This is a genomic window from Mycolicibacterium chengduense, assembly GCF_033741155.1.
Classification (GTDB): domain Bacteria; phylum Actinomycetota; class Actinomycetes; order Mycobacteriales; family Mycobacteriaceae; genus Mycobacterium.
The window spans coordinates 886,729-911,713 of sequence record NZ_JAWQNH010000001.1; the positions used below are offsets into that span (position 1 = coordinate 886,729).

The following is a 24,985-nucleotide window of genomic DNA, read 5'->3' on the forward strand; positions in this document are numbered from 1 at the left end:
GCTAGCTCTTGTCGATTCGGCGCGCGCCGAGCTCGGTCTGCAGCAACTCGATCGCGACTTCCTCGGGGTCGCGGCGGACCACTTCGGAGGTGTCGCTGCTGGCCTCGGCGAGCATGCGTTCCTCTTCTGCTGCCGGATCGGGTTGCGCCGCGGCCGGGCCGGCCCCTGCCGCCACCGCCTCCCCGGTATCGGGTACACACCGGATCTGCCAGTCCACGCCCAGCGCGTCCTTGAGGGACTCACGGATGATGTCGGCGTTCTTGGTCTCGCCGAGCCGCTTCACCAGCGTCGGCGCCGGGTGGCTGAGCACCAGGGTGCCGCCCTCGACTGTCCGCACGATCGCATCGGCCAGCATGGCGTTGAGTGCCTTGCTGCGGCCGTTCACCTTCTCCCGCACGGTGTTCCACATGCTGCGGACGGCTGCCGCGTCGGGTTCGCCGACTGCGGCGGCAGCGGGCGCCACCGGAGGGCTTGGCACCGGTGCGGGCGGCGGCGCCGCGCGCACGGGTTCGGGTTCGGGTTCGGGCCGGGCGGCAACGACCGGCTCCGGCCGGGGTGCCGGCGGGACAACGGGCGCGGGAGCAGGCGGTGCGGCCGGGGCGGGCGGCGTCACCGAGGCGGCCGGCGCGGGAGCCGGGGTGACCGGCGCTGCGGGCTCGGGAGCCGGTGTGGCCGGCGCTGCAGGCTCGGCCGCCGATACCGGCTCGGTACGGCTGGGCCGGACGAACTGCCGAGTCACCGGTGTGGGCGGCGCCGGTGTCAGCTCGTCCGTGGGGACCGAGACGTCCAGTCTGGTCTCGATACGCTCGATGCGTTGCAGCAGAGCCGATTCGGTGTCACTGGCCGAGGGCAGCAGCAACCGGGCGCAGACCACCTCCAGCAGCAGACGCGGCGCGGTGGCCCCGCGCATCTCCCCGAGCCCGGCATGCACCACCTCCGCGTAGCGGGCCAGCGTCGCCGAACCCAGCCGGGCGGCCTGCTCACGCATCCGTTCCAGCACATCGGCGGGCGCATCGACCACTCCGCGGTCGGCGGCGTCGGGCACCGCCTGGAGCACGATCAGATCGCGGAATCGCTCGAGCAGGTCGGTGGCGAATCGGCGCGGATCGTGCCCGGCGTCGATCACCGACTCGACCGCACCGAACAGGGCCGCGGCATCGCCGGCGGTGAGCGCGTCGACGGCGTCGTCGATCAGGGCGACGTCGGTGGCCCCCAGCAGCGCCAGGGCCCTTTGGTAGACCACCCGATTCCCGTCGGCACCGGCCACCAGCTGGTCCAGCACCGACAGACTGTCGCGTGGTGACCCACCACCGGCGCGGATGACCAGCGGATAGACCGCGTCGTCGACCTCGACGCCCTCCTGGGTGCAGATCCGCTCCAGCAGGCCGCGCATCGTTTTGGGCGCGAGCAGCCGGAACGGGTAGTGGTGGGTGCGGGACCGGATGGTCGGTAGCACCTTGTCCGGTTCGGTCGTGGCGAACACGAAGATCAGGTGATCCGGCGGCTCCTCGACGATCTTGAGCAGCGCGTTGAATCCGGCGGTGGTCACCATGTGGGCTTCGTCGACGATGAAGATCCGGTAGCGCGACTGGGCCGGGGCGTAGAAGGCGCGGTCACGTAGCTCCCGCGTGTCGTCCACACCACCGTGGCTGGCCGCGTCCAACTCCACGACGTCGACGTTGCCCGGCCCGTTGGGGGCCAGTGCCACACACGAATCGCAGACGCCGCACGGCGTCGGGGTCGGGCCCTGCTCGCAGTTCAGGGAGCGGGCCAGAATGCGCGCCGACGACGTCTTGCCGCAGCCGCGGGGCCCGGAGAACAGGTAGGCGTGGTTGATGCGCCCCGCCGACAGTGCCGTCGACAGGGGCGCGGTGACATGCTCCTGGCCGACGACCTCGGCGAAGCTTGCGGGTCGATACTTCCGGTAGAGCGCCACGGTCAGCAGGCTACCGAGCCGGTCCGACCGGCCACGAGCCTAATCACGAGCCAGCAGCGACTCGGTGGCCGCGAGCAGCGCGCAGGTCGACAGCCCGTCGATGGCTTCGCGCAGATCGGGTTCGGACGGGAAGCTGGGCGCGATCCGAATGTTCTTGTCCTCGGGGTCTTTTCCGTACGGGAACGCCGCGCCCGCCGCGGTGACGGCGATCCCGGCGTCCTTGGCCAACGCGATGGTGCGCTTGGCGGTACCGGGCAGCACGTCGAGGCTGACGAAATAGCCGCCCTTGGGGTCGGTCCAGGACGCGATCTTGGACTCCCCGAGCCGGTCCTCCAGGATCTGGGCCACCAACGCGAACTTGGGCGCCAGCAGCGCCTGATGCCGCTGCATGTGCAGGCGCACCCCGTCAGCGTCACCGAAGAATTTCAGGTGGCGCAGTTGGTTGACCTTGTCCGGCCCGATCGACTTCTTCGCGGCATGCTGCAGATACCAGGCGATATTGCCCAGCGAGCCACCGAAGAAACTGACCCCGGCCCCGGCGAAGGTGATCTTGGACGTGGACGCGAAGATCAGCGGGCGGTTCGGGTTCCCCGCGGCCTCCGCCAACCCGAGCACATCGACCTGCTTGACGAAATCGTGGGTGATGGTGTGGACGGCGTAGGCGTTGTCCCAGAACAACCGGAAATCCGGTGCGGCCGTCCGCATCTGGACCAGCCTGCGGACGTTCTCCCAGGAATAGGTGGCTCCGGTCGGGTTGGAGTACACCGGCACACACCACATGCCCTTGATCGTGGCGTCTCCGGCGACGAGTTCCTCGATCAGGTCGACGTCGGGGCCGTCCTCGCGCATCGGCACCATCACCATGTCGATGCCGTAGCTCTCGGTGATGGCGAAGTGACGGTCATACCCCGGGCTGGGGCACAGGAATTTGACGCCCGCCCCCGCCCGCTCCTCGGCCCAGGGCCTCGGGGAGTCGACGCCGCCGTGCAGCAGCGAGAACACCACCGCGTCGTGCATGAACTCCAGGCTGGCGTTGTTACCGGCGATCAGGTTGGGCACCGGGACGCCGAGCAGTTCGCCGAAGATGGCCCGCAGCTCGGGCAGCCCGTGCAGACCACCGTAGTTGCGGGTGTCGGTGCCGTCAGCATCCCGATACGTGTCGCCCGGCAGGCTCAACAGCGCATTGGACAGATCCAGTTGCTCCGGCGACGGCTTACCGCGAGTGAGGTCGAGGGCCAGCCCTTTGGCCCGCAAGGTGGCGTAGTTCTGCTGCTGCAGGTCGTGCTGGGCGACCAGTTCGTCACGGCCGAGGGACTCAAACGACACGGCGCGCCTTTCAAGAGAAGCCAGAGGAGCCAGACAAGCCACCGACCAAAAACATGAGGGGACCCCGCGCACCCGCCAGAGCCCATTGACCCTTGCTGCCTTCCGGCCCTGGGGGAGTTCACAGGATGGACGCCGCGCGGGGTCCGGACAGTGAGTGTAGTCCTTCGGCGCGGGCGGCAGCGGGGCGACCGGGGGTCGGTGAGACGGGCGGCTGGTTCGGCGGGCCCGGACGGTCGGTTACCATGGCCGACGGAGGATTCGCCTAGTGGCCTATGGCGCTCGCCTGGAACGCGGGTTGGGTTAACAGCCCTCAGGGGTTCAAATCCCCTATCCTCCGCCGTCGGGCCCGGGGCGCGGCCGGCTCATCGTCGTCAGACGATCGCCGCCGGCGCGCCCCGGCCCACCGACCCGAGGAGGACGATGCGGCGCGGTATCGCGGTGCTGTGGCATGCAGCGTCTCTGGTGCTTGAGGTCGCCTTGTACTTCTTCTTCGTCCTGCCACGTTGGTTCGAGCTGACCGGGCAGTGGCCCCACGCCCTCGGCACGGCGATGCGCATCGTCTGCGGTGTCGTCGTGGTGCTGACGGCACTACCGGTCTTCTTCACGTGGTCACGCACGCGTAAGCCGGAACTGGGCACGCCCGCCCTGGCACTGTCGTTACGGGTGTCGTCGATGGCGGCGCACGTACTGGCCGGGCTGCTGATCGCGGGCGCCGGTATCAGTGAGATCTGGCTGAGCCTCGACACCGCCGGCCAGTGGCTTTTCGGCATCTACGGTGCGGCCGCCGCAATTGCGCTGCTCGGCGCGTTCTCGTTCTATCTGGCCTTCGTGGCCGAACTGCCCCCGCCGCCGCCGAAACCGCTCAAGCCCAAGGCGGAGAAGAAGTCGCGTCGAGGTCGCGGTCAGAGCGCCGGCGACGAGGCTGACGACGAGATTTCCGACACATCCGAACCCGCCGAGGCGGCCGCGGACGAAGAACCCGCCGTGCCTGGCGAGGGTTCGGACACCGACGAGGCCACCGCGACCGACACGGATTCCGTCGGCGGTAACGAGGACGCCGACGACACCGATACCCAAACCGAGGCCGGTGGGAGCAAGCTGCGCAACCGCCGGCCCGCCGGAAAAGCGCGACGCGGTCGCACGCGCGGCGGGGTAGCCGTCGAAGACTGACCGCCAGCGTGTCGATACGTCGACAGCTTCCGGTCGCACCGTCAATATTGAGGGAACACCTCTGGCGCTCCGGAAGGCGGCGAATGGGCACGTTCCACTTTCGACGGTGGCTGACGGTCCTGTTCGCCGTGCTGGCTGCGGTGCTGGTGGTCGCCCCGCCCGCTCCCGCGATCGCGGCACCCGCCGATCTGACCGGAGCCATCGCTGCGGTCGAACCTTCCGTCGTGCGCATCGACACCACCGTGGACTACCAGCATGTGATGGGCACCGGTACCGGCATCGTGGTCGACCCGAACGGCCAGGTGCTGACGAACTACCACGTGATCCAGGGCGCCGACACCATCAACGCGATGGTGGGCGGCCGGTCGTTCGCCGCCGATATCGTCGGCTTCGACCGCGGCCGGGATATCGCCGTGCTGCAATTGCGCGGCGCCGGCGGACTACCCGTCACGCCGCTGGGCGATTCCGCACAGCTGGCCATCGGGGATCCCGTCGTCGCCCTGGGCAATGCCCGCGGTTCCGGCGCCCCTCTGACCCAGGAGACCGGGACCGTCAGCGCCTTCGGCCGCACCATCAGCGCCGAGGACGAGCTCACCGGCTCGTCGAACCAGATGAACGGATTGATCGAGATCGCGGCGCCGGTACGGGCCGGTGATTCCGGTGGACCGGTGGTCAACAGCGCCGGCCAGGTGGTCGGCATCACCACCGCCGCCTCGGTCAACTTCAGGATGGGCCCCGGTGGCGAGGGCTTCGCCATCCCGATCAACGACGCGCTGCCGATCGCCAACCAGATTCGTGCCGGTACCCCGTCGGAGACCGTCCATATCGGCCCTCCGACGCTGCTGGGCGTCGGCGTCAGCACCGCCGAACAGCACGAGGCGTTTCCCGGGGTGATGGTGCACGAGGTGATGCGTGGCGGACCCGCCGACCTGGCGGGCCTGGCCAACGGCGATGTCCTGCTGACCCTCGACGGCACCCCGCTGGACTCCGCGACCGAGCTCACCGCGGTGCTCGATCGCCACTATCCCGGCGACGTCATCGCCCTGACGTGGATCGACCGGGCCGGTCAGCACCGGACCGGAAAGGCCACCTTGAACGCGGGTGACTGACCACCCCGCCGCACGCGGCGCGCCGCGAAACCGCATAGCCACGCCGTCCGGCCGAAAAACTTTTCAAAATTTTCGTCCGCGTAATATACGTGGTAGCAACGTTGCTCACACCAGCGTTGGCGACAAAATGTGACGTATTCGTCAAAATAGCCATTGTTGTCGCCCGACGTCGAATTCGGGTGGCTCCCCCGCCGCCCGCCTCCGCTTCGGTCTCTCGGGGAGGAGCCCGGCGCGCAGCCGAATCGGTGGCGTCGCGCACCGGCGCCCCGAGCGGTCACCAGGACCGCCCGGCGCCAGTGGCGGTTCACTCCCGGTGCGCCGGCCCGCCGAGGCTGACCGCCCCGACAGGTGCCGATTCCACGACCCGCCAGCGTCAGGATCGCCGACGGATACCGGCACCCACAGAATGATCTTGAAATTGGCACTGGCTCAGCGTGTTTCATCGCACCGGTGGTCGGCTGGATTGTCGGTCGGGCAGCCGAGGGCACGCCGTTCACGGCAGCTGGCCGGCGCACGGCTGCGCACGCAGCCGGCGGACGCCGTGCCGCGCCGACGTTGCCGTGGGCCCGCAGCCCTGGGCCGTCGGGCCCTTCCCCGCGCCGTCTGAGCGCCCGACACCCCGGCACACGTGTGTGTCGCGGCGGCCGGCGACCCTCTCCCGGCTAACGCCGTCGGAGCCCTCGACATCAGCCACCAAACGTTGCGCGGCGCGTCGGCAGCCGTAGCGGTCATTGCGCGGGCAATCGCCCAGAGCGTTGCTGGAGATTACCTGAACGCCCTTGACCTGCTGGTTTTCCGTCCCACAGGCGTCGCACGGGACTTTCCCGGTCCGCATCCCGGCGTTACATTTGGCTTAACGACCCGCGGCGGGCAGCTGTGCACAAGGCAACAGTCGGCTCGCCTGGCAAGGGGGATGACAACGTGGTCCAAACCTTAATAGGCGCCTACCTGATCGGCTGGGCACTCAGCGCTGTGGTCATCTATGTGGCCAGCAGGCGCATGGGTACCGAGCACGAGCCGGTGCCGTACCAGTTCGCGCTCAGCGCCGCCGCCGGGGCACTGTGGCCCCTGCTGCTGCTGGGTGCGGTCGAGTTCAGCTCGGTCGCGGCGGCATCCAGCGCAGCCTCGCATCTGGAATCGCTGGAGGGCACTCAGCCGATCCTGGTCAGCGCCGGAGTCGTCCCGCTGCGCTGAGCGGCCTCAGGTGACCGGGTTGCCCTCGGCGTCCCAATGGGCGGCGACCTTCTTGCTGGGCTGCACCCGCGGCGGTTCACCGGGCATTTTCGGGTAGCTGGGCGGATAGGGCAGGTCCCCGAGTCCGCGTTCGTCGTCGGCACGCACCATCTCCAGTAGCGGCTCCAGGGAGTGCGCGGTCTCGTCGATACCGGCCCACGGGTCGTCCCGCTGGGCCACCAGGTCCGGCGCCGTGGCGATCGTGTAGTCATCGGGATCCGCATCGGCCAGCCCGTCCCAGGTCAGCGGCATCGACACCGTCGCGATCGGCGTCTTGCGCACCGAATACGCCGAGGCGAAGGTGCGGTCCCTGGCGTTCTGGTTGTAGTCGATGAACAACCGGGCGCCCCTTTCTTCCTTCCACCACGAGGTCGTGACGGCGTCCGGCGCGCGCCGTTCCACCTCCCGGGCTAGGGCGATACCGGCCCGACGGACCGCGATGAAGTCCCACTCGGGCTTGATCCGGATGAACACGTGCACGCCACGGCCACCGGAGGTTTTGGGATATCCCGTGTAACCCAGGTCGTCGAGGATGGGCTTGAGTACCTCGACGGCGATCCGCCGGGCGTCGGCGAAGTCGGTGCCGGGTTGCGGGTCCAGGTCAACCCGCAATTCGTCGGGGTGTTCGGTGTCCGGACAGCGCACCTGCCACGGGTGCAGCGTGATGGTGCCCATCTGCGCGGCCCAGATGATGGCCGACGGATGCGTGACCTTCAGGGCGTCCGCGGTCCGACCGGACGGGAACGTCACCGTGCAGGTCTGCAGATAATCGGGGTGTTTCTGCGGCACCCGCTTCTGGTAGATCTCCTCGCCCTCGATACCGTCCGGGAAGCGCTGCAGATGTGTGGGCCGGTCCTTGAGCAGGGCGACCATCCGGTCGGCGACGGACCGGTAATAGTCGACGACGTTGCCCTTGGTGTACCCGGGGCGGGGGAAGTACACCTTGTCCGGGTTGGTCAGGCGTACCGCGACACCGTCGATGTCGAGTTCTTCGGCGGGCGTGGCCATGGTCAGTTCCCCCTCAGGACGTCGGACAGGTCATATCGCAACGGCACGTCGAGTTGGGCGAAGGTGCAACTGGTGGGATCCCGGTCGGGTCGCCAGCGCAGGAACTTCACCGCGTGCCGGAACCGCAATGCCGTCTCGTCGCTGCCGGCGGCGTGGCCCTCCATCTGGTCGTAGGCCACCTCGCACACCCGTTCCGGTCGCACCGGTATCCAGCGTTTGTCGGCCGCCGAGTTCCACCGGCTCGGGTCACCCTCGCGAACCTCGTCGCCCGCACGCAACGGCTCGAGCTCGGCCAGCAGCTTGAGCCGGTCCTTGGCCGTGAACGAGGCGGCACCGCCGACCATCTGCAGCGCGCCGTCGTCGCGGTAGAGGCCCAGCAAGATCGATCCGAGGCCCCCGCCGCTCTTGTGGATCCGGTAGCCCATCGCGACGCAGTCGGCATCGCGATGGTGCTTGACCTTCACCATCTCCCGCTTACCCGGTAGATAGGGCCCGTCCAACCGCTTGGCGATGACGCCGTCCAGTCCCGCTCCCTCGAACGTGTCCAGCCATGCGGCGCCCAGGGCGGGGTCCTCGGTGGTGCGGGTGACATGGCACCAGGTCTCCTCGGTGACCGCGTCGAGCAGCGCCGAGCGCCGCACCCGGAAAGGCTCGGTGAGCAAGGAGCGCTCATCCAGCGCCAGCGCGTCGAATCCGATGAAGTGAGCGGGGGTCTGCTCGGCAAGCAGCTTGATCCGGCTGGCGGCCGGGTGGATGCGCTGGCTCAGTGACTCCCAGTCCAGCCGGACCCGGCCCGCGACCGTCCGGGGTACGACGACCTCCCCGTCCAGCACGCACCGATCGACGAGCTCGTCGCGCAGCGCCTCGCTCAGCTCCGGGAAGTACCGGCCCAATTCCTTACCGTTACGCGACTGCAGCACCACGTCGTCGCCGTCCCGAAAGACCAGGGCCCGGAAACCGTCCCACTTCGGTTCGTAGGACCAGACCCCTGGGTCAGCGGGTACCGTGCCGACGGCCTTGGCCAGCATCGGCTCGACCGGCGGCAGCACGGGCAGGTCCACATCTTCCATACTCACGTAGACCGGCGCCGGTGGGCAATGTCATCGCGACCGGGCGCGCCGCCGGCTACCCGAGTGCGGCGTCGGGTGCGGTTTCTCGCGGTTTCGGCCAGGGCTGCGGCACCGGTCGGGGCCGAACGCGCAGCGGCCACCAGAACCACCGCCCGAGCAGAGTGGCCAACGACGGGGTCATCAGCGAGCGCACCACGAGCGTGTCGAACAGCAGGCCCAGGCCGATGGTGGTGCCGACCTGGCCGATGACGATCAGCTTGCTGACCGCCATCGAGATCATGGTGAAGGCGAACACCAGCCCGGCGGCGGTGACCACCGAACCGGTCCCCGCCATCGAGCGGATGATGCCGGTGTGCAGGCCGGCGTGGATCTCTTCCTTCATCCGCGACACCAGCAGCAGGTTGTAGTCCGCGCCGACGGCGAGCAACACGATGACCGACATCGGCAGCACCATCCAGTGCAAGGGAATGCCGACGAAGTGCTGCCAGATGAGAACCGAAAGGCCAAAGGAGGCACCGAGACTCAGCACCACGGTGCCGACGATGACGGCAGCGGCGGCCACCGCACGGGTGAGCACCACCATGATCAGGAAGATCAGGATCAACGAGGCCACCGCCGCGATGAGCAGGTCGTAGTCGGCGCCGGTCTGCATGTCCTTGTACATGGCCGCGGTACCGCCGACGTAGACCGTCGAGCCCTCCAGCGGTGTGCCCTTGATGGCATCGGCCGCCGCGATCTTCAGCGGTTCGATATGCGAGGTGCCTTCCTCGCTCAACGGGTCACCCTGATGAAAGACGGTGAACCGCACCGCATGTCCGTCCGGGGACATGAACAGCTTGATACCCCGCTGGAAGTCCGCGGTCTGGAAGGCCTCCGGCGGTAGGTAGAAGTTGTCATCGTTGCGCGCCGCGTCGAACGCCTGCCCCATCGCCGTCTGGTTGGTCTGATTGGCGATGTTCTGATCCTGCTGGGCCTTCTGCGCCTGGTACTGGTTGAGCAGGTACTGCTTCTGGTTCTTCATCGTCTGGATCATCGCGGGCATCACGGCGGCCATCTGCGGCGTGAGTTCGGCCATCCGGTTCAGATCCGGGACGATGTCCTGGAAGTCGTCGGACATCTTGTTGATGCCGTCCAGCGCATCGAAGATCGACCGCACCGACCAGCACATCGGGATGTCGTAGCAGTGCGGTTCCCAATAGAGGTAATTACGGATCGGCCGGAAGAAATCGTCGAAGTCGGCCAGGTGATCTCGGACGTCGTTGATATCGGTCGAGGTGTTGGCCATCTTGTCGGCCATCTTGCGGGTGACATCGGCCAGTTGCAGGGTGATGCTGTACAGCTTCTCCTGCGAGTCGATGGTCGTCTGCATGTCGTTGGCCTGCTTGAGCGTATTGTCCAGCACCTTCTGCTGATAGTCGTTGTTCATCAGCGTGCCGGTGCCGCTCTGGCTCATCGAATAGGCCAGTGAGGCATGTTCGATAGGTTTGCCGTCGGGCCGGGTGATGGTCTGCACCTGGGCGATACCGTGCACCCGCACCATCGCCTTGGCGATCTTGTCGATGATCAGGAAGTCGGCCGGGTTACGCATGTCGTGGTCGGCCTCGACCATCACCAGTTCCGGGTTCATCTTGGCTTCGGAGAAGTGCCGGGTGGCCGCTGCCATGCCGACATTCGACGGAATATCGGCCGGCAGGAAGATCCGGTCGTTATAGGTGGTGTGGTAGCCGGGCAGTGTCAGCAGACCGACCAGGGCCAGCACCACTGCCATCACCAGCACCGCGCCCGGCCACCGCACGATCGTCGCGCCGATGCGGCGCCAGCCGCGGGCCCGGTCCATCCGCTTCGGGTCGAGGATTTTGCCGAAGCGGGTGAGGATCGAGATGAGTGCCGGCCCCATGGTGAGTGCCGCGGCGACCACGATGGTCATGCCGATCGACAGCGGGATGCCCATGGTCTGGAAGTACGGCAGCCGGGTGAAGTGCAAGCACAAGGTGGCGCCGGCGATGGTCATGCCCGATGCGAGCACGACATGGGCGGTGCCGTGAAACATGGTGTAGTAGGCCGACTCTTTGTCCTCACCGGCCCTGCGCGCTTCCTGATATCGGCCGATCAGGAAGATCGCGTAGTCGGTGGCCGCGGCGATCGCCAGGGTCACCACCATGTTGGTGGCGAACGTGGTCAGCCCGAAAACGTTGTGGTAGCCCAGGAATGCGATGATGCCCCGCGCGGCAGAGAGCCCGACCACCACCATGAACAGGGTGATCAGCACCGTGATGATCGACCGGTAGACGATCAGCAACATCACGGTGATGACGGCGAACGTCAGCATTTCGATCATTTCCATACTGGCGTCACCGACCGCGTTCTGGTCGGTCGTCGTCGCGGCAGGTCCGGTCACGTAAGCCTTGACCCCCGGCGGCGCCTTGGTGGTGTCGACGATATGCCGGACGGCTTCGACGGACTCGTTGGCCAGTGCCTCACCCTGATCACCGGCGATGTACACCTGGACGTAGCTGGCCTTACCGTCGATGCTCTGCGCGCCGGCAGCGGTGAGCGTGTCGCCCCAGAAATCCTGAACGTGCTGAACATGTTTGGTGTCCGCGCGCAGGGTCCGGACCATCTCGTCGTAGAAGGCATGCGCGTCCGCGCCAAGCTTGTCCTGGCCCTCCAGCACGATCATCACCGAGCTGCTGGTGTTGTACTCGTCGAATACATGGCCGACCCGCTTGGTCGCGATGAGAGCCGGTGCGTCGTTCGGGCTCATCGACACCGCGCGCATCTTGCCGACTTCTTCCAGCTGCGGCACAACGGTATTGAGCAACCCGACGATGACCAGCCAGCCCAACACGATCGGGATGGCAAACGCACGGATGAAGCGCGGCAGCCACGGCCGGGCGGCGTGGCCGGCGGGCGGCAGGGCTTCGGTCGGGGTGTCGTCGCTCAGGATGGTCATGCGGCCTTCACCAGGCAATACGTCGCGGCGTCCACGCCCGTCGCCGTCCTTTCGTCTTTGACCTTGTCGTCGACGGTGACGCGGCAGCCGATCGACTGCCCGTTACCTTGCGCAAGGAGATTGGGCTGGACCGACGGAATGGTCGTCTCCAGCCGCAGGGTCCAGGGCAGGGCCGCTTGGGTGCGCTGCGGAAGACCCTGGAGGTCCATGTAATTGATGGTTGCGGTGGTGCCGGTGCCGAAGACTTCGTACACGACGACCTTGGGGTTGAACTTTTCGGCGGTGTCGGAACCGACCGGCGTCACCACCGCACCGTCGGAACCGAACACCGACCGCAGGTAGGAGACGCTGACCCCACCGATCGCCACGGCCACCACCATGAGGACGGGCAGCCAGACGCGCTTGAGTACCGCAATCAAGGTCGAGCCTTTCCGGAATGTGACGGCCGCAGGTCATCAACGGCGAGAGACCAGTAAGGCAATCTAAGATTATTAAGTGGATAGAGTCAATCCGCTTATTGGCATACGTAAGGCACATCACTAATGTGGGGCGGGTGAGTGACAAGCCGTGCCGCGGGCTGCGCAAGGACGCCGAGCGCAATCGGCAGCGCGTGCTGGCCGCTGCCCGTGAGCTGTTCGCGGTCAAAGGCATGGAGGCGACACTCAACGACGTGGCCCACCACGCCAATGTCGGCGTCGGAACGGTGTACCGCCGCTTCTCCACCAAAGAGGATCTCATCGACGCCATCTTCGAAGAAGGTATCGAGGAGATTGTCGCACTCGCCGAACAGGCGCTCCAGCACGAAGATTCATGGGACGGCTTCGTCTGGTGGGTTCAGCACATGTGCGAACTGACCGCGACCGATCGCGGTCTGCGCGAAATGGTGTACAGCAGGGCGCACGGTGGCTACGGCGTCGACTGCGCGCGCGACCGTCTCGCGCCGGTTGTCTCGGCACTGGTCAAGCGAGCGCGTGACGACGGCCACCTGCGCCCCGATATCGAGCACACCGACATGCCGGTCATGGGCCTACTGGCCGGCACCGTCAGCGAATGGGCCGGGCATGTGCAGCCCGAGCTGTGGCGCCGCTACGTGGCGCTGCTGCTGGAGGGTATGCGCAACCGCGACGATCGCCACTCCCTTGAGGTCGATGCGCTGGACGCGGACCAGACCGACGCCGCCATGCAGGGCTCGGCCCCGGCGGGCGAGGGCTAAACCAACCCGGGGATGATGCGCCGCAGATCGACATGTGCCGGTTGTTCCAGCTGAGCAAAAGTGCACGAGTCCGGGTCTCGGTCGGGCCGCCATCGGTTGAATTGCGCTGTGTGGCGGAACCTTTCGCCTTCCATGTAGTCGTAGCGCACCTCCACCACCCGCTCCGGGCGTAAAGGTACGAACGACAAACTTTTCCCGGCCGCCCACCGTGAGCCGCCGCCGTAGCGGCGCGCCAGCTCGGGGTCGGCGGCCACCTGCGCCGCCCAGTTCCACGGGTGGTGCTCGAAATCGGTGATCAACGGCTGCAATTCGGTGACCAGCGCCCGTCGGGTGGCCATCGGGAAGGCTCCGATCACACCCACCGAAGCCAGTGCGCCGTCGTCTTTGTACAGCCCCAGCAGTAAGGAGCCCACGGCGTCAGGACCCGATGTGTGCGGCCGGTACCCGGCCACCACGCAATCGGCGGTGCGTTGATGTTTTACCTTGAACATCGCCCGTTTGTCCGGCAGGTAGTTCAGACCGGCCGGTTTGGCGATGATCCCGTCCAAACCGGCGCCCTCGAACTCGTCGAACCAGCGGCGCGCCGTGTCCGGGTCGGTGGTCGCGGGGGTGAGATGAAACCGCGCACCAGCCCGGTCAAGCACCTCGGCGAGCCGGGCGCGCCGAAACTCGAATGGTTGCTCCATCAGGCTCTGGTCACCGACGGCCAACAGGTCGAAGACGATGAACGATGCCCTGGTCTTGACCGCGAGCATCTGCACCCGACTGTTCGCCGGGTGGATACGTTGTTGCAGCGCTTCGAAATCGAGCCCGGACTCGGTGGTCACCACGATCTCACCGTCGATGACGCAGCGTTCGGGAAGTTCAGCCCTGGCGGCGTCGACGAGTTCGGGAAAGTACCGGGTCAAGGGGCGCTCGTTACGGCTGCCCAACACGATGTCGTCCCCGTCGCGGAAGCAGATCGACCGGAATCCGTCCCACTTGGGCTCGTAGATCGCATCGGGCGGGATGGCGGCGACGGCCTTGGCGAGCATCGGCTTGATCGGCGGAACGACGGGCGGTGGCGTGCGCATACCTCTTTCTAGACCCCAACTGCGAGGTGCGGACACCACCGAGAAAATCGCTTGACCTCAACCGCGGTTGATGTTGAAGGCTGTACCCATTGCAGCGAGGAGGCACCCATGCGACAGATCCGCGCCGACCTGTGGGAGACCAGCGTCGATCGGCCGTTTCCCGGACTCACCACCCACGCGTACCTGTGGACGGGCGGCGAACTGGGCAATGTCCTGTTCTACAGCACGCAGACCGACCGTGATTTCGCCGAGCTCGAGGCCCTCGGTGGTGTGGCCCATCAGTATCTGTCGCACCGCGACGAGGCCGGCCCGATGCTGCGGTCCATCCGCGAACGCTTCGGCGCGAATCTGCATGCCCCGGCGACCGAGTTGCTCGAGATCGGGATGCACGCCCACGTCGACGTCCCGCTCGGCAGCAGACACGTCGACCGCAACGATATCGAAGTGATCCCCACACCCGGCCATTCGCCGGGCAGCACCTGCTATCTGGTTCCCGGAGTCAACGGCCAGACCTACCTGTTCACCGGCGACACCATCATGTTGGACGCCGAGGGCACCTGGGTCGCCGGTTACATCCCGTCGTTCAGCGAGGCAGCGCCCCTGGCGCAAAGCCTGCAGGTGCTGGCAGGCCTACACCCGGATCTGGTGATCACCAGCGCCTTTCCCGGTAGTTCCGGGGTGCATGTGCCCGGCGCGCAACGCTGGGCCGGATGCGTCGAGCAGGCCAGGGAGCGACTCGCGCTGGTGGCATGACCGCGCCGGGCTAACCTGGCCAGCATGACAGCAGCCGGCCGGTTCGCGCCCAGCCCGTCGGCCGACCTGCACATCGGCAACCTGCGCACGGCGCTGCTGGCCTGGCTGTTCGCCAGATCCACCGGGCGCAGGTTCCTGGTGCGCGTGGAAGACCTCGACGATCGCACCTTCGCCGACGTCGCAGCGCGTCAGATCGCCGATCTGGCAGCGATCGGCCTGACGTGGGACGCGCCGCCGGAATACCAGCGCAGCCACCGGGATCGCTACGCGGCGGTGATCACCGGGCTGATCGAGCGCGGCCTGGTGTACGAATGCTATTGCAGCAGAAAGGACATCCTCTCGGCGCCACGCGCACCGCACGCCCCGGAAGGTGCCTATCCCGGGACGTGCCGGGACCTGCCCCCGCACCGTGCCAGGGGAGATCGGCCACCGGCGCTGCGGTTGCGCAGTGATGTCACCGAGTACACGGTCACCGATCTCCTCCATGGCCAATACACCGGTGTGGTGGACGATTTCGTGTTGCGCCGCGGGGACGGCGTCGTCGCGTACAACCTGGCGGTGGTGGTCGACGACGCCGCCCAGGGCGTCGACCAGGTGGTGCGCGGTGACGACCTGTTGTCCTCGTCACCGCGGCAGGCCTATCTGGCCCACTTGCTCGGCCACCCGATCCCCGTGTACGCACACGTGCCGCTGGTGCTCAACGCAGAAGGCAAGCGGCTGGCCAAGCGCGACGGGGCAGTCACCCTCGCCGAAGTCGGGGTACAGCGCGCACTCGGCCAGATCGCTCGATCGCTGGGCCTCTCCGGCAGCAGCCCGGCTGAGATGCTGACCGGTTTCGATCCCGCCGCACTGCCCGCCGAACCCTGGATTTACCAGCCGGGTTGAGCCAAACCGTTGGGTTATTCGCAGCGGGTTGCTAGGTTGCGCCGGTGAGCTCCCCTCTTCGACGATCTGCCAGGTTGCGCACGGCGCTGTTGGTGATCGCCCTGTTCGCCACGTTGCTGGCCGGGTGCGGCACCGAGAAGGTCGCCGACAACCCGATCAAGTCCGCCGGGGTGTTGCGCATCGGAACCGAGGGAACATATGCGCCGTTCAGCTACCACGACCCCAAGACCGGGGAACTCACCGGTTATGACGTGGACGTGGCCAGGGCGGTCGGCGAGAAGCTGGGCGTCAAAGTCGAGTTCGTCGAAACGCCGTGGGATTCGATCTTCGCCGGGCTGGAGGCCAAACGCTTCGACGTGGTGGCCAACGAGGTCACCATCAACCCGGAACGACAAGCCAAATACGATCTTTCCCAACCCTATTCGGTAGGCGAAGGGGTGATCGTCACCCGCGCCGACGATACCTCGATCAGATCGCTTGCCGACCTGAAGGGCAAGACCACCGCACAGTCGAGCACCAGCAACTGGGCCAAGGTGGCCCGGGACGCCGGCGCCGACGTGGAATCGGTGGAGGGCTTCGCCCAAGCCATCACCCTGCTCAACCAGGGCCGCATCGACGCGACGGTGAACGACAGTATCGCCGTGTACGCCTACCTGGCCGAGACCGGCGACACGTCGGTGAAGATCGCGGCGCAGACGGGCGAGAAGAGCGAGCAGGGCTTGGCCGCGCGGAAGAACAGCGGCTACCTGCCCGAACTCAACGGCGCACTGGACGAGCTGCGCGCCGACGGCTCGCTCGCTGAGATCTCGCAGCGTTACCTCAAGGCCGATGCGACCGGTGCTGCGAGCCAGCAGGCGCAACAGGGCGCGCCGGCGCCTGCGGTTCGGTCCGGGCTGCAGCTGGTGCTGGACAACCTGTGGCCGTTGGCCAAGGCCGCGATCACCGCGACGATTCCGCTCACGATCATCAGCTTCGTCGTCGGGCTGGTCATCGCGCTGGCGGTGGCACTGGCCCGGCTGTCCTCGAATGTGGTGCTGAGCAATATTGCCCGGTTCTACATCTCGATCATCCGGGGCACCCCGCTGCTCGTGCAGCTGGTGATCGTCTTCTACGGTCTGCCGAAGTTCGGGGTCACGCTGCCGGCGTTCACCGCCGCGGTCATTGCCTTCAGCCTGAACGTGGGCGGGTATGCCGCCGAGATCATCCGCTCGGCGATTCTGAGCATCCCCAAGGGTCAATGGGAGGCCGCCGAGACCATCGGCCTGAGCTATGCCGGTTCACTGCGTCGGATCATTCTCCCGCAGGCCACCCGGGTCGCGGTGCCGCCGCTGTCGAATACGTTGATCTCACTGGTCAAGGACACCTCGCTGGCCTCGGTGATCCTGGTGACCGAACTGTTCCGCAAGGCTCAGGAGATCGGCGCGCCCACCTTCGACTTCTTCTCGACCTACACCGCGGCAGCCGTGTACTACTGGGTGATCTGCCTGGTGTTGTCGTTCGGCCAGAGCCGCCTGGAACACCGGCTGGAAAGGTATGTGGCGCGATGACCGAGGACGTGACCGACTATCGCGTGCAGGCCGATGGCATCGAAAAGGCGTTCGGCGACAACAAGGTTCTCAGAGGTGTCTCGTTCAGCGTGGCACGCGGGACGGCCACCACCATCATCGGGCCGTCCGGCTCGGGTAAGACGACACTGCTGCGGACGCTGGCCGCCCTGGACCTCCCCGACGCCGGTGTCATCCAGGTCGGCGGCGAGCGCATCGATTTTGCCGAACCGGCCACCAAGGATCAGCTGCGCCGGTACCGGGCACAGAGCGGTTTCGTCTTCCAGGGTCACAATCTGTTTCCGCACAAGACGGTGCTGCAGAACGTCACCGAGGGTCCGGTGATCGTGCAGAAGCGGCCGCGGGACGAGGCCCAGGCCGAAGCGCTCGCGTTGCTCGACAAGGTCGGGTTAGCCGACAAACGCGACCAATATCCGTTCCAACTGTCCGGTGGCCAACAACAGCGGGTGGGGATCGCCAGGGCGCTGGCGCTCAAGCCCAAGGTGGTGTTGTTCGACGAACCCACCTCCGCGCTGGACCCCGAATTGGTCGGCGAGGTGCTCTCGGTGATCAAGGGGTTGGCCGTCGAGGGCTGGACATTGGTGATCGTCACCCACGAAATCCAGTTCGCCAAGCAGGTTTCCGACCAGGTGCTGTTCACCGACCGGGGTGTCATCCTGGAGCAAGGGCCGCCGGCCGAGGTGATCGACAACCCACGCGAGGACCGCACCAAACAGTTCCTCGACCGGATCCTGAACCCCTTGTGATTCCGAGGTGGCGACAAACCGAACGGTATGTCGCCAATCGCTGACATACCCATATGTTTGTTTGTCTAGACATAGTCGGGAGGTGCCGTTACCGTCATGCCCGGACGGTGACCACGGTCACTTTTCGACAGGCACGGCAACAGGTAGGAATCGCAACAATGGGCGCAGTCACAGCACCTGAGATGCCATCGGTACGGCGACGTCAGGAACGGGAATGGCAATTACATGCCCGGTGCCGCTATGAGGACCCCAGCCTGTTCTTCCATCCCGACGGCGAGCGAGGGTGGGCCCGCAAGAACCGGCAGCAGCGGGCCAGGGCGATCTGCGCGGCCTGCCCGGTGGCGCGCGAATGCGGCGAGTACTCGATCTCGTTCCAGGAGGCGTTCGGCACCTGGGGCGGGTTGTCCGAGGACGACCGGAAGCGGTATCTGCAGGACCGCACGATGCGCCGGTAACTTGATCGACGCCAAGGGCGCATGGGGATAACCCCCGTAAAGATGGCGGGTCAGCACCGCTGTCCCGGGAGGACGAAACAGCCAGGCTGAGTTCATCCCTCCTGAAAGGACAGTCCCATGCGCACCGTCCCGCCCCTCGTCACCGCCGGATTGGCCGCCGCGACAACGGCAGCCGTGATCGCTCTTGCCGCGCCGGCCGGGGCCGCACCATCGGGCCCGCCCTGTGAACCCGTCGGCGCCGGCGCCACCATCTGCCAGACCGCCGGTCACATCCTGATCAGTGCCACCCCGACGATCACGGCTCCACAGGCTCCTCAGTTCAACGGTTGGGTGGGCATGGTGCACCATCCTTAGCCCAACGGCAGCGACGCCGGCCCGCGCAGGGTCACGTTCGGCTTGTACACCGGCTCGCCGCGCAGGTGAGCGTCCGGCCACCGCCGGGCCAGCTCCGCCAGCGCGATACGCGCCTCCAGTCGGGCCAGCGGCGCACCAAGGCAGAAATGGGGACCTTTTCCGAATGCCAAGTGCCGCAAGTCTTCCCGATCTGGATCGAAGACGTCCGGCCGGCCGAAGGTATTCGGGTCGCGATGGGCGGCGGCCAGCAGCAACAGCATGGTGTCGCCCTGGGGCACCGGCACGTCACCAATCGACATGTCCGCGCCGGCGATCCGCATCACCAGCTGCACGGGCGGGTCGTACCGCAACGTCTCCTCGATGATCGCGTTGGCCCGTTCCGCATCGTCGGCGAGTGCGCGCCAGTGCTCCGGTTCACGCAGCATCGCCTGCACCGCATTGCCGATCAGGTTGACCGTCGTCTCGTGCCCGGCGATGAGCAGCAGATTGCAAGTGGCGACGATCTCGTCGGCGTTGAGCTGATCACCGCCTTCCTCGGCAGCGATGAGCGCGGAAATCATGTCCTCGCGCGGCGCGCTCCGGCGGCGCTCGACGAGATCGACGAGATAGTCACGCATCCACTCGCCGGCTTGCAGCCGTTCGTCGGCGTCCTCGGAGGCGTGTCCGGTCAACGTCATGATCGGATCCAGGCCCTGCGCCAACAGCGCGGCCGCCCGGCTGAACTGCGGTTCGTCCTCGAGGGGTACGCCCAGCAGGCGGCAAATCACCGCCACCGGCAGCGGGTAGGCCAGATCGGCCACCACGTCGAGTACACCCGATCGCGGCGCCCTGTCGAGCAGTTCGCCGACCAGCGCGCCGATCTCGGGCTCCAGCGCCCGAACCACCTTGGGCGAGAAGGCTTGTTGGGCGAGGTTACGCAGCCGGGTGTGGTCAGGCGGATCCAGGAACAGAAACCCCGGCGGTGCGCTGCGCTGCGGGATGATGCCCTCGGCGATCTGGCGTTGCACCACCGCGGATTTCAGCCCGTCACTGCACGACGCCGGGTGTCGCAACACCGCGTCGCAGTGCGCGAAACCTGAGAACACCACCATGTTCATCTCCGGCAGCACGATCGGCCCGCGCTGCCGGATGCGCCCGAACAGCGGGTAAGGATCGGCCCGGATCGCCGGGTCGAGCATCTGGACCAACAGCGCCTGCGCTTCCGCGGTCTGCGCGCCTGTCGTCATGCACTTATTGTGCATGCGTCTAAGAAGAACGCTGGTCCGCCCCGTAATACCGCCCGAGCACGTGCTCACGCAGTTCGTCGAACTCCCCGGCGAGGATGGCGGCGCGGATCTGGTCGACCAGCCTGATGGTGAAGCGCTCGTTGTGGATCGTGCACAACGTGGACGCCAGCATCTCCTTGGCCTTGAACAGGTGATGGATATAGGCGCGGGTGTAGTGGGCGCAGGTGTAGCAGTCGCATTCGGCGTCGATCGGGGTGAAGTCCCTGCGGTAGCGGGCGCCGGTGATGTTGTACCGGCCGCGCACCGAATACACGGCGGCGTTACGGGCCACCCGGGACGGCGACACACAGTCGAAGGTGTCCGCGCCCGCGGCGACGGCGGCGAACAGATCATCGGGTTCGCTGATGCCCAGCAGATGCCGAGGTTTGTCAGCAGGTAGCTCACTGGTGACCCAGCCGACGATGGTGGCCAGGTTCTGTTTCTCCAGTGCACCCCCGATGCCGTACCCGTCGAAGCTCAGGCCTTCCGCAGGACCTGGACCGTCTCCGATCCCGACCAGGCCGCGCGTCGCCTGCCGGCGCAGATCCTCGTACTGCGCGCCCTGCACCACCCCGAACAACGCCTGGCGCGGCTTGTCCGGCCTGGCTGCGGTGAGCTTGTGATGTTCGACCAGGCAGCGCACCGCCCAATCATGCGTGCGGCGCACCGACTGCTCCTGATAACCGCGGGTGTTCACCAGGGTGGTCAGCTCGTCGAACGCGAAGATGATGTCGGCTCCGAGCTGATGCTGGATCCCGATCGACACCTCGGGGGTGAAGCGATGTGATGAGCCGTCGATATGGGACCGGAAGGTGACGCCGTCCTCGTCGACGTGGGCCAGCCGCTCCTTGCCCGCGGCGATGATGTCGTCGCTCTGCAGCCGTGTCGCGTCCATGGCGAGCACCTTCTTGAAACCGACCCCCAACGAGAGCACCTGGAAGCCACCGCTGTCGGTGAAGGTCGGCCCTGGCCAGTTCATGAAGGCACCCAACCCACCGGCCTCGTCCACGATATCGGGCCCGGGCTGCAGGTAGAGGTGATAGGCGTTGGCCAGAACAGCCTGCGCACCAATCTCTTTCATCGTCTCGGGCAGCACGGCCTTGACGGTGGCTTGGGTGCCGACGGCGATGAACGCCGGCGTCTGGATATCGCCATGCGGGGTGTGGATGACCCCGGCGCGGCCCTGGCGCCCGGGCAGCTGCGCCCGCACCTCGAAATACTGCTCGCTCACCCGGACATTCAATCAACAGCGAAGTCCGCGTGTTCGGCCCCTGTCGGTCGTAGATTCACCACATGAGGACGCGAACGGTGATTGGCACCGCAATACTGGCCGCCGTGACGGCCGCCGCATGCTCGTCGTCCCCGCCGCAGGCCACCACCCCGCCGGGTGCCCTGAGCCCTGGGACCGCCCAGATCACCATCGACGGCCGCGACGCCGGCACCACCCATGCGGTCCGCTGCTCCCCCGCCGGGTTCCTCACCACCATCAGCACCGGCGACGACACGTCCGGGATCAGCGCAATGGTGTCCAACGAGGACGAGCTGGCCGCGGAGTCGGTGAGCTTCCGCGACGTGGGTGGATTCACCGGCAGCTACAACGCCGGCCTCGGTGAACCCGCCGCCACGGTCACCATGACCGGACGCACCTACGACATCTCCGGCACCGCCACGGGCTTCCGGACCGACAACGCCAGCTTCAGCGCCCAAAGCCGGTTCACCGTGAAGGTTGCCTGCTGAACGGGCCATTACCCGTCGGTGACCCGCAGTCGAGTATTTCGCTCATAACGGTATCTATGAGTCAGCTGAGCACCATACTGCTCTCGGATCATCAGGCGATCGTGAAACGGATCGCACAACTTAAGGAGATCAGTGGTGAAACGTGAACTCGTGGTCGCCGTGGGCGGTGCGGCCATAGTCATCGCCGGACTGGCCGGCTGTTCCTCGGATGACAAGAAGTCCTCCAGCTCCTCGAGCTCGGAGAAGACCACCACCTCGGCGGCCGCCACCGCGACCGCGACGGGCTCGCCCACCGCAACCTCCGGTTCGGGCGCCACCAAGGTCACCATCGACGGCGCCGACCAGACCGTCAACGGCTCGGTCGTGTGCGCCACCATGGGCGGCAACGTCAACATCGCGATCGGCGAGGCCGCCACCGGTATCGCCGCCGTCCTCAGCGAGGGCGATTCCCCGACCGTGACGTCCGTCGGCCTGGGCAACGTCAACGGCGTCACCCTCGGCTACCAGGCCGGCGCCGGCCAGGGCGAGGCCAAGGCCGAGAAAGACGGCAAGACCTACAAGATCAGTGGCACCGCGACCGGTATCGACATGGCCAACCCCATGACCCCGGTGAACAAACCGTTCACGATCGAGGTCACCTGCCCCTGACGGCATTTCCCTGCCAGCACCGACGGCGACGTCCCCACCCGGGGCGTCGCCGTTGTCGTCGGTACTCAGGCCGGGACGGTGTAGCCGCCGGCCGACTGGCGCAGCTGCCAGATCTGCGCCGGGCACAGCTCGTTGACCGCCTGGTTGATCAGATAGGCGCCCTGGTAATAATCCGCGGTGTTGAAGTCCGCTTTGACCTGCTCGACGAGCTGGCCGTAGGGCATCTGTGCGGAGACCCGGTCACAGATGGTCTGGCCGTAGGCAATGGCCGCGTCCGGACCGGCGAAGTTGTAGCCCGGCCGCACCGTGACGTTCACCAGATAGGCGACGACGTCGGCGTGCGCGGCCGGGGCGGGCAGGGTTGCGGTCCCGACCAATCCGGCAGCGACTGCGCCGGCCAGCACCATTGCTCGAAGTACGCGCATGGCAGCACTCTAGCGCCGGCGGCACCGGCGCGGAGTCCGATCAGGGACGGCCGAAGATCGGCGCCGGCGTGGGGTGGCGGCGCTGATGCCGCCGCAAACGTGCCAGCAACACGCGCCGGTGCACCTCGAAGGACAACGACAACGGGTCACGCCACATCGCCGGCCTCTTACTGGGGTTCGTCATGATGACTCCACTGTGACACAGGTCGGGCACCAATTCTTCTGCCGCGCCGGATCTTTGATCAATCTCACCACGAACACGACACGATGGTGAACGGACGCCGACGGCGCATACACCGCGGCGTGGCGCGGATGTGTCGAAAACCACACAGCAACGTCACCGGGCAGTAACCTGCGGTTCAGGTGGCGCCGCGCCGGCGACGCCTCAGCAGCTCTCACCTGACCCATTCCAGCCCCGCAACCGCCGACACATGTCAAGATCGGGTGCGGGGTCGTGCCAGAAAGGGTCCGTTGTGCAGCACTTCTCGAGGTGGGTGAGTGCCGGTCTGCTCACCGTGGGATTGTCCGCCGCGCTGCTGGGCGGGGCAGGCCTCGCCACGGCGGATACCGGCGCCCCGGCCACCGACTCGCCGTCGTCCGCAGCTTCGTCGGAACCCTCGTCAGGACCGGCCGCCGGCGCGAGCGGGACGCAGGCGTCGGACACCAAACCCGTCGAGTCCACACCGCCCAAGAAGAAAAAGAAGAAGAAGCCGGGTACCTCGTCCGAGGGCCGCCCGACGTCAGGATCGGACACCGACAGCTCCGGGTCCGCCGCGCCCAAGCCCGAATCCAAGGCCGAGCCCAAGTCCGTGCCTCATTCTGAGCCGGGCGGCGCGCTGAAGTCCGTGCCAAATTCTGGGCCGGATTCCGGGCCGGCCGTCGCGGCCGTCACGGTCAAGCCCACGACATCACGGTTGGCCCAGGACCCGGTCACACCCAAAGCGGTAGCCACGCCGCCGAATCCGATCAAGGTGCTGGCCACGGCCGTCACCAATCTGATCACCAATGTCGGATCCGCGGCCATCAACGCGCTGCAGGCGCTGGAGAAGTTCGTCACCGGCCCTCCGGTGCTGCCCGCCAAGAGCACGGTCACGGTCGGCTCGTCGACGATCCTGCTCGGCAACGGCCAACGTGTGCAAGCCAATTGGTACTTCCCCAAACCCTCGGAGGCCGGCGCGCCACCGGAGAAGATGATCCTGTTGCAGCACGGATTCTTCGCGCTGGGACCGATGTACAGCTTCACGGCGGCGAACCTGGCCGAGCGCACCAACAGTGTCGTCGTCACCCCGACCCTGTCGTCGAATTTCTTCGCCGCCGACGACCGGTGGCTGGGCGGCGCCGGCATGGCCGTCAACATCGCCGACCTGTTCCGCGGGGATCGCGCAGCGTTGACCGAGAGCGCGGTGGCCGCCGGGTACGCCACCCGGTACGGCCTGGATCCGGCGACCGCGGCGCTGCCCAGGAAGTTCGCGCTGGCAGGGCATTCCGCCGGTGGCGGCTTGGTGTCCGGGGCGGCGGGATCGCTTGCCGCGAGTGACGACGCGGCCGATCTGGTGGGTGTCATCCTGCTCGACGCGGTACCCACCGGCAACACCCTCAAGGACGCCCTGGCCCAGCTGGACGCCTACCAGGGCCGTGGCGGTCAGTACATCCCGGTTCGCGAGATCGGGGCCCCACCCAACGCGTTCAACTTCATCAGCACGGTCAACCAGACCCTGTCGGCGGCACGCCCCGATCGGTTCAACGGGGTGGTGCTCGCCGGCGGCGTGCACATGGACTCGATGAAGGGCGGCAACTCGTTGGTCCAGTTCGTGGCTCAGCTGCTGGCCGGAGTCCCGCAGCCACAGAATCCGCCCGCGCTCACCGATCTCGCGGTGTCATGGCTCACCGACTGGTTCGCCGGCGACACCGCCAAGGGCGACGATTTGGTGCCCGGCACCATCATCGACATCCCGACCCCGAAGGGCACGGCGCACGGCCGGGTGATCGGCACGGCGCCGGCGGCCCTGACACCCGCCGCCGCGACGACGGCGGCCTGAGTCCCGTCTTCCAAGGATCTTC

Annotated in this window: 24 protein-coding genes, 1 tRNA gene and 1 other RNA gene; 14 read left to right on the top strand and 12 right to left on the bottom strand. The window is 66.9% G+C overall.

Annotation, left to right across the window (positions count from 1 at the left end; all coding sequences use genetic code 11):
• Position 1: 1 nt before the first annotated feature.
• The 3 genes from SBI67_RS04485 to ffs form a co-directional block, all read right to left on the bottom strand.
• Complete coding sequence (locus SBI67_RS04485; protein ID WP_318979369.1) at positions 2 to 1,936, bottom strand: DNA polymerase III subunits gamma/tau; 1,935 nt, start codon at positions 1,934 to 1,936, stop codon at positions 2 to 4.
• A gap of 39 nt (positions 1,937 to 1,975) precedes the next feature.
• The gene (locus tag SBI67_RS04490) at positions 1,976 to 3,262 is read right to left on the bottom strand and encodes an aspartate aminotransferase type Ic (protein WP_318979370.1); all 1,287 of its coding nucleotides are present in this window, start codon (positions 3,260 to 3,262) and stop codon (positions 1,976 to 1,978) included.
• Positions 3,263 to 3,315: 53 nt separating this feature from the next.
• An RNA gene (gene ffs, locus SBI67_RS04495) (signal recognition particle sRNA small type) lies at positions 3,316 to 3,410 on the bottom strand.
• A gap of 103 nt (positions 3,411 to 3,513) precedes the next feature.
• Here ffs and SBI67_RS04500 point away from each other — a divergent pair.
• From SBI67_RS04500 to SBI67_RS04515, 4 genes are all read left to right on the top strand, one after another.
• Positions 3,514 to 3,599 (top strand) — tRNA-Ser (locus SBI67_RS04500).
• 83 nt (positions 3,600 to 3,682) lie between these two features.
• Positions 3,683 to 4,432: a lipid uptake coordinator LucA gene (gene lucA / locus SBI67_RS04505; protein WP_318979371.1), complete on the top strand. Its 750-nt coding sequence runs from the start codon at positions 3,683 to 3,685 to the stop codon at positions 4,430 to 4,432.
• 83 nt (positions 4,433 to 4,515) lie between these two features.
• On the top strand, positions 4,516 to 5,541 hold the full coding sequence (locus SBI67_RS04510; protein WP_318979372.1) for a S1C family serine protease: 1,026 nt from the start codon (positions 4,516 to 4,518) through the stop codon (positions 5,539 to 5,541).
• Positions 5,542 to 6,462: 921 nt separating this feature from the next.
• Positions 6,463 to 6,735: a hypothetical protein gene (locus tag SBI67_RS04515; RefSeq protein WP_318979373.1), complete on the top strand. Its 273-nt coding sequence runs from the start codon at positions 6,463 to 6,465 to the stop codon at positions 6,733 to 6,735.
• Positions 6,736 to 6,741: 6 nt separating this feature from the next.
• On the opposite strand, the gene ligD is transcribed toward SBI67_RS04515, so the two are convergent.
• From ligD to SBI67_RS04535, 4 genes are read right to left on the bottom strand one after another with little or no spacing between them, the layout of a single operon-like run.
• Complete coding sequence (gene ligD / locus SBI67_RS04520; protein ID WP_318979374.1) at positions 6,742 to 7,782, bottom strand: non-homologous end-joining DNA ligase; 1,041 nt, start codon at positions 7,780 to 7,782, stop codon at positions 6,742 to 6,744.
• 2 nt (positions 7,783 to 7,784) lie between these two features.
• Entirely contained in the window at positions 7,785 to 8,852 is a 1,068-nt protein-coding gene (locus SBI67_RS04525; RefSeq protein WP_318979577.1) for an ATP-dependent DNA ligase, read from the bottom strand.
• A 55-nt stretch (positions 8,853 to 8,907) separates the two neighbouring features.
• Positions 8,908 to 11,805 (bottom strand): MMPL/RND family transporter, encoded by a 2,898-nt coding sequence (locus SBI67_RS04530; protein WP_318979375.1) that lies wholly within the window; start codon positions 11,803 to 11,805, stop codon positions 8,908 to 8,910.
• Positions 11,802 to 12,224, bottom strand: a complete 423-nt coding sequence (locus tag SBI67_RS04535) for an MmpS family transport accessory protein (protein WP_318979376.1) — start codon at positions 12,222 to 12,224, stop codon at positions 11,802 to 11,804. The genes SBI67_RS04530 and SBI67_RS04535 overlap by 4 nt, the downstream gene beginning before the upstream one ends.
• A gap of 134 nt (positions 12,225 to 12,358) precedes the next feature.
• On the opposite strand from SBI67_RS04535, the gene SBI67_RS04540 reads away from it, so the two are divergent.
• On the top strand, positions 12,359 to 13,018 hold the full coding sequence (locus SBI67_RS04540; RefSeq protein ID WP_318979377.1) for a TetR/AcrR family transcriptional regulator: 660 nt from the start codon (positions 12,359 to 12,361) through the stop codon (positions 13,016 to 13,018).
• Here SBI67_RS04540 and SBI67_RS04545 read toward each other — a convergent pair.
• On the bottom strand, positions 13,015 to 14,091 hold the full coding sequence (locus tag SBI67_RS04545) for an ATP-dependent DNA ligase (RefSeq protein WP_318979378.1): 1,077 nt from the start codon (positions 14,089 to 14,091) through the stop codon (positions 13,015 to 13,017). The two genes, SBI67_RS04540 and SBI67_RS04545, sit on opposite strands and share 4 nt — an antisense overlap.
• 108 nt (positions 14,092 to 14,199) lie before the next feature.
• On the opposite strand from SBI67_RS04545, the gene SBI67_RS04550 reads away from it, so the two are divergent.
• From SBI67_RS04550 to SBI67_RS04575, 6 genes are all read left to right on the top strand, one after another.
• Positions 14,200 to 14,844 carry an MBL fold metallo-hydrolase gene (locus tag SBI67_RS04550; RefSeq protein ID WP_318979379.1) on the top strand — a complete coding sequence of 215 codons (645 nt, stop codon included), beginning with the start codon at positions 14,200 to 14,202 and terminating at the stop codon, positions 14,842 to 14,844.
• A gap of 24 nt (positions 14,845 to 14,868) precedes the next feature.
• Complete coding sequence (gene gluQRS / locus SBI67_RS04555) at positions 14,869 to 15,729, top strand: tRNA glutamyl-Q(34) synthetase GluQRS (protein ID WP_318979380.1); 861 nt, start codon at positions 14,869 to 14,871, stop codon at positions 15,727 to 15,729.
• A gap of 44 nt (positions 15,730 to 15,773) precedes the next feature.
• Positions 15,774 to 17,276 (top strand): ABC transporter permease subunit, encoded by a 1,503-nt coding sequence (locus SBI67_RS04560; RefSeq protein WP_318979381.1) that lies wholly within the window; start codon positions 15,774 to 15,776, stop codon positions 17,274 to 17,276.
• Positions 17,277 to 17,284: 8 nt separating this feature from the next.
• Positions 17,285 to 18,040 carry an amino acid ABC transporter ATP-binding protein gene (locus SBI67_RS04565; RefSeq protein ID WP_413232405.1) on the top strand — a complete coding sequence of 252 codons (756 nt, stop codon included), beginning with the start codon at positions 17,285 to 17,287 and terminating at the stop codon, positions 18,038 to 18,040.
• Between the two features lie 182 nt (positions 18,041 to 18,222).
• Positions 18,223 to 18,495, top strand: coding sequence for a WhiB family transcriptional regulator (locus tag SBI67_RS04570; RefSeq protein WP_318979383.1), 273 nt, complete (start codon positions 18,223 to 18,225; stop codon positions 18,493 to 18,495).
• 117 nt (positions 18,496 to 18,612) lie between these two features.
• On the top strand, positions 18,613 to 18,849 hold the full coding sequence (locus tag SBI67_RS04575) for a hypothetical protein (RefSeq protein WP_318979384.1): 237 nt from the start codon (positions 18,613 to 18,615) through the stop codon (positions 18,847 to 18,849).
• Here SBI67_RS04575 and SBI67_RS04580 read toward each other — a convergent pair.
• On the bottom strand, positions 18,846 to 20,075 hold the full coding sequence (locus SBI67_RS04580; protein WP_318979385.1) for a cytochrome P450: 1,230 nt from the start codon (positions 20,073 to 20,075) through the stop codon (positions 18,846 to 18,848). The two genes, SBI67_RS04575 and SBI67_RS04580, sit on opposite strands and share 4 nt — an antisense overlap.
• Positions 20,076 to 20,094: 19 nt before the next feature.
• Positions 20,095 to 21,345 carry a tRNA guanosine(34) transglycosylase Tgt gene (gene tgt / locus SBI67_RS04585; protein WP_318979386.1) on the bottom strand — a complete coding sequence of 417 codons (1,251 nt, stop codon included), beginning with the start codon at positions 21,343 to 21,345 and terminating at the stop codon, positions 20,095 to 20,097.
• A gap of 62 nt (positions 21,346 to 21,407) precedes the next feature.
• Here tgt and SBI67_RS04590 point away from each other — a divergent pair, with 62 nt between their 5' ends.
• Together SBI67_RS04590 and SBI67_RS04595 are read left to right on the top strand one after the other, a co-directional pair.
• Entirely contained in the window at positions 21,408 to 21,851 is a 444-nt protein-coding gene (locus SBI67_RS04590) for a lipoprotein LpqH (RefSeq protein ID WP_318979387.1), read from the top strand.
• A gap of 135 nt (positions 21,852 to 21,986) precedes the next feature.
• The gene (locus tag SBI67_RS04595) at positions 21,987 to 22,499 is read left to right on the top strand and encodes a lipoprotein LpqH (RefSeq protein ID WP_318979388.1); all 513 of its coding nucleotides are present in this window, start codon (positions 21,987 to 21,989) and stop codon (positions 22,497 to 22,499) included.
• A gap of 65 nt (positions 22,500 to 22,564) precedes the next feature.
• Here the strand turns inward: SBI67_RS04595 and SBI67_RS04600 are convergent, their stop codons facing one another.
• Positions 22,565 to 22,906 carry a DUF732 domain-containing protein gene (locus SBI67_RS04600; RefSeq protein ID WP_318979578.1) on the bottom strand — a complete coding sequence of 114 codons (342 nt, stop codon included), beginning with the start codon at positions 22,904 to 22,906 and terminating at the stop codon, positions 22,565 to 22,567.
• Positions 22,907 to 22,964: 58 nt separating this feature from the next.
• The gene (locus SBI67_RS04605) at positions 22,965 to 23,108 is read right to left on the bottom strand and encodes a hypothetical protein (protein ID WP_318979389.1); all 144 of its coding nucleotides are present in this window, start codon (positions 23,106 to 23,108) and stop codon (positions 22,965 to 22,967) included.
• Between the two features lie 310 nt (positions 23,109 to 23,418).
• Between SBI67_RS04605 and SBI67_RS04610 the strand changes: the two genes are divergently transcribed.
• Entirely contained in the window at positions 23,419 to 24,963 is a 1,545-nt protein-coding gene (locus SBI67_RS04610) for an alpha/beta hydrolase family protein (protein WP_318979390.1), read from the top strand.
• The last annotated feature ends 22 nt before the right edge of the window (positions 24,964 to 24,985 follow it).

Excerpts from the sequence above, each read along its gene's own strand:
- SBI67_RS04530 (WP_318979375.1), bottom strand. The coding sequence starts at position 11,805 with ATGACCATCCTGAGCGACGACACCCCGACCGAAGCCCTGCCGCCCGCC.
- SBI67_RS04605 (WP_318979389.1), bottom strand. The coding sequence starts at position 23,108 with ATGACGAACCCCAGTAAGAGGCCGGCGATGTGGCGTGACCCGTTGTCG.
- SBI67_RS04590 (WP_318979387.1), top strand. The coding sequence starts at position 21,408 with ATGAGGACGCGAACGGTGATTGGCACCGCAATACTGGCCGCCGTGACG.
- SBI67_RS04570 (WP_318979383.1), top strand. The coding sequence starts at position 18,223 with ATGCCATCGGTACGGCGACGTCAGGAACGGGAATGGCAATTACATGCC.
- SBI67_RS04510 (WP_318979372.1), top strand. The coding sequence starts at position 4,516 with ATGGGCACGTTCCACTTTCGACGGTGGCTGACGGTCCTGTTCGCCGTG.
- lucA (WP_318979371.1), top strand. The coding sequence starts at position 3,683 with ATGCGGCGCGGTATCGCGGTGCTGTGGCATGCAGCGTCTCTGGTGCTT.
- SBI67_RS04600 (WP_318979578.1), bottom strand. The coding sequence starts at position 22,906 with ATGGTGCTGGCCGGCGCAGTCGCTGCCGGATTGGTCGGGACCGCAACC.
- SBI67_RS04575 (WP_318979384.1), top strand. The coding sequence starts at position 18,613 with ATGCGCACCGTCCCGCCCCTCGTCACCGCCGGATTGGCCGCCGCGACA.
- SBI67_RS04550 (WP_318979379.1), top strand. The coding sequence starts at position 14,200 with ATGCGACAGATCCGCGCCGACCTGTGGGAGACCAGCGTCGATCGGCCG.
- SBI67_RS04545 (WP_318979378.1), bottom strand. The coding sequence starts at position 14,091 with ATGCGCACGCCACCGCCCGTCGTTCCGCCGATCAAGCCGATGCTCGCC.
- gluQRS (WP_318979380.1), top strand. The coding sequence starts at position 14,869 with ATGACAGCAGCCGGCCGGTTCGCGCCCAGCCCGTCGGCCGACCTGCAC.
- SBI67_RS04580 (WP_318979385.1), bottom strand. The coding sequence starts at position 20,075 with ATGACGACAGGCGCGCAGACCGCGGAAGCGCAGGCGCTGTTGGTCCAG.
- ligD (WP_318979374.1), bottom strand. The coding sequence starts at position 7,782 with ATGGCCACGCCCGCCGAAGAACTCGACATCGACGGTGTCGCGGTACGC.
- SBI67_RS04525 (WP_318979577.1), bottom strand. The coding sequence starts at position 8,852 with ATGGAAGATGTGGACCTGCCCGTGCTGCCGCCGGTCGAGCCGATGCTG.